Raw genomic sequence first — 1,769 nt, 5'->3', positions numbered from 1 at the left:
TGGCAACGGCTGCCAGGGCAATAAAGCCGGCGACGGGTCCGGTGATCGATTGCTGGATCTGCTGCAGCGGCGACTCCCATGGCAGGCCGCCGCCGCCCGAGGAGGCCAGTGCCGGTTCTGCGAGGGTTAAAGCGATGGTGGCGAGGCCTAGGGTGGCGAGATTTATCCTTGTCTCATGCGGCATGGCTGTCCTCATCAATCTGGGCGTAGTGTTCGGTCCGGTAGCGGGCATTGCTGAACCCCTCGACATGGATCACGTCCCGTACCCGTCTGCCCTTGCCCGTGCGCTCGATGGAAACGACCAGATCGACGGCCTCGCCGATCACCTCCTGCATCGGCTGCTGGCTCGCTTCCGCCGTCAGCTGCTCCAGCCGGCGGAGTGCTGACATCGCCGTATTGGAATGGATCGTGGTGACGCCTCCGGGATGGCCGGTGTTCCAGGCCTTGAGCAGCGTCAGTGCCGCGCCGTCCCGGACCTCGCCGACGATGATGCGGTCGGGTCTGAGACGCATTGTGCTTTTCAGCAGCCGGGCCATATCGACCGTGTCGGTGGTGTGAAGCGACACGGCATTTTCTGCCGAGCACCGGATCTCGGCGGTGTCTTCCAGGATGACCATGCGATCGTCGGGGGCTGTTGCGACAATCTCGGCGATAACGGCATTGGCAAGCGTCGTCTTTCCCGACCCGGTTCCGCCTGAGATGACGATGTTCATGCGCGAGGCGATCGCGCTTCGCAAAACCGAGGCCTGCGCTTCGGTCATCACCTTCGATGTCACGTAGTCGTCCAGCGGAATGAGCCGCGATGCTCGCCGCCGGATGGTAAACGCTGGCGCCGATACCACGGGCGGCAGCAACCCCTCGAACCTGTGACCACCGATCGGTAGTTCGCCTGAAATGATCGGCCGTTCATCGTCTGCTTCCGATTGCAGCGCATGGGCGACGCTGCCGATGACGATTTCGGCCGTGGCAGCGCTCATGGCGCCGGCCGGGGCGACGCCGTGCCCCAACCGTTCGATGAATAGCTTTCCGTCGGGATTGAGCATGATCTCGACGACCGTCGCGTCGTCGAGTGCGATGCAGAGCTGGTCGCCGAGGGCGTCCTGGAGTTTGCGCACGAGGCGGGGATGGGAGCGGAGTTGGGTCACGCGGCGCTCCTGAAGAGGCCGGAACCGTTGCGCACGATTGCCGAGCGGTATCCTGGCGGGCAGACCTGTTCGAAGCTGGCGCGATCAGCCGGCAGACTGCCCGCGACGGCGACGGTGTTCCCGATCGCAACCGGATTGCCGAGGCGGTGCATTGGCCAGCCCGCACGCTTCAGGATCCGTTCAAAACGAAGATCGGTCGCGGTGACGATCTCGCTGTAACCGTTCGCCATCGACCATTCGATGATGCCGGCGAACATGGTGAGCGTGACGTGATGGAGGCTACCTCTCCTCCCCGCTTGAAGCGACGTGTCGACGCAGAAGCGTGAGCTCTCGACCATTGCGGCATGGGGGTCGAGCGAACCGCGCTCCAGCAGTTGCGCGAATGTCTGCTCCAGCATCGTCGGGCCAGATGCAGGCAGCAGGCGCGCGCAGCCGACGACTTTCTGGTCGGTTGAGATCGCCAGAATGTAGGTTGGGTGGAGATCATCGTACTGATCCCGCTCTCCCTGGTCCGTAATCGTGACATCCCATTCCAGGCGGTCGCCAAACACGGCGGCCCGAAGACGGTGCATCTGGTTCAGGTAGTTGTGGTTGCTTGCGTAGTGGTCGGCCGAGACGCTCAGA

Annotated in this window: 3 protein-coding genes; all 3 read right to left on the bottom strand. The window is 63.5% G+C overall.

Features of this window, described 5'->3' with window-relative positions; genetic code table 11:
* On the bottom strand, positions 1 to 184 hold a 184-nt coding region (locus P7F60_RS27300), incomplete at its 3' end, for a TrbC/VirB2 family protein (protein WP_277920791.1).
* Positions 174 to 1,145 (bottom strand): P-type conjugative transfer ATPase TrbB, encoded by a 972-nt coding sequence (gene trbB, locus P7F60_RS27295; RefSeq protein ID WP_064334923.1) that lies wholly within the window; start codon positions 1,143 to 1,145, stop codon positions 174 to 176. The genes trbB and P7F60_RS27300, both read right to left, overlap by 11 nt.
* Entirely contained in the window at positions 1,142 to 1,768 is a 627-nt protein-coding gene (traI, locus tag P7F60_RS27290; RefSeq protein WP_277920790.1) for an acyl-homoserine-lactone synthase TraI, read from the bottom strand. Before traI ends, trbB begins: the two co-directional genes overlap by 4 nt.
* Between the last annotated feature and the right edge of the window lies 1 nt (position 1,769).

The organism is Rhizobium sp. YJ-22 (assembly GCF_029601685.1).
Lineage (GTDB): Bacteria > Pseudomonadota > Alphaproteobacteria > Rhizobiales > Rhizobiaceae > Metarhizobium.
The sequence above is the reverse complement of the archived record's forward strand: the minus strand, read 5'-3'. Positions and strand labels throughout refer to the sequence as shown.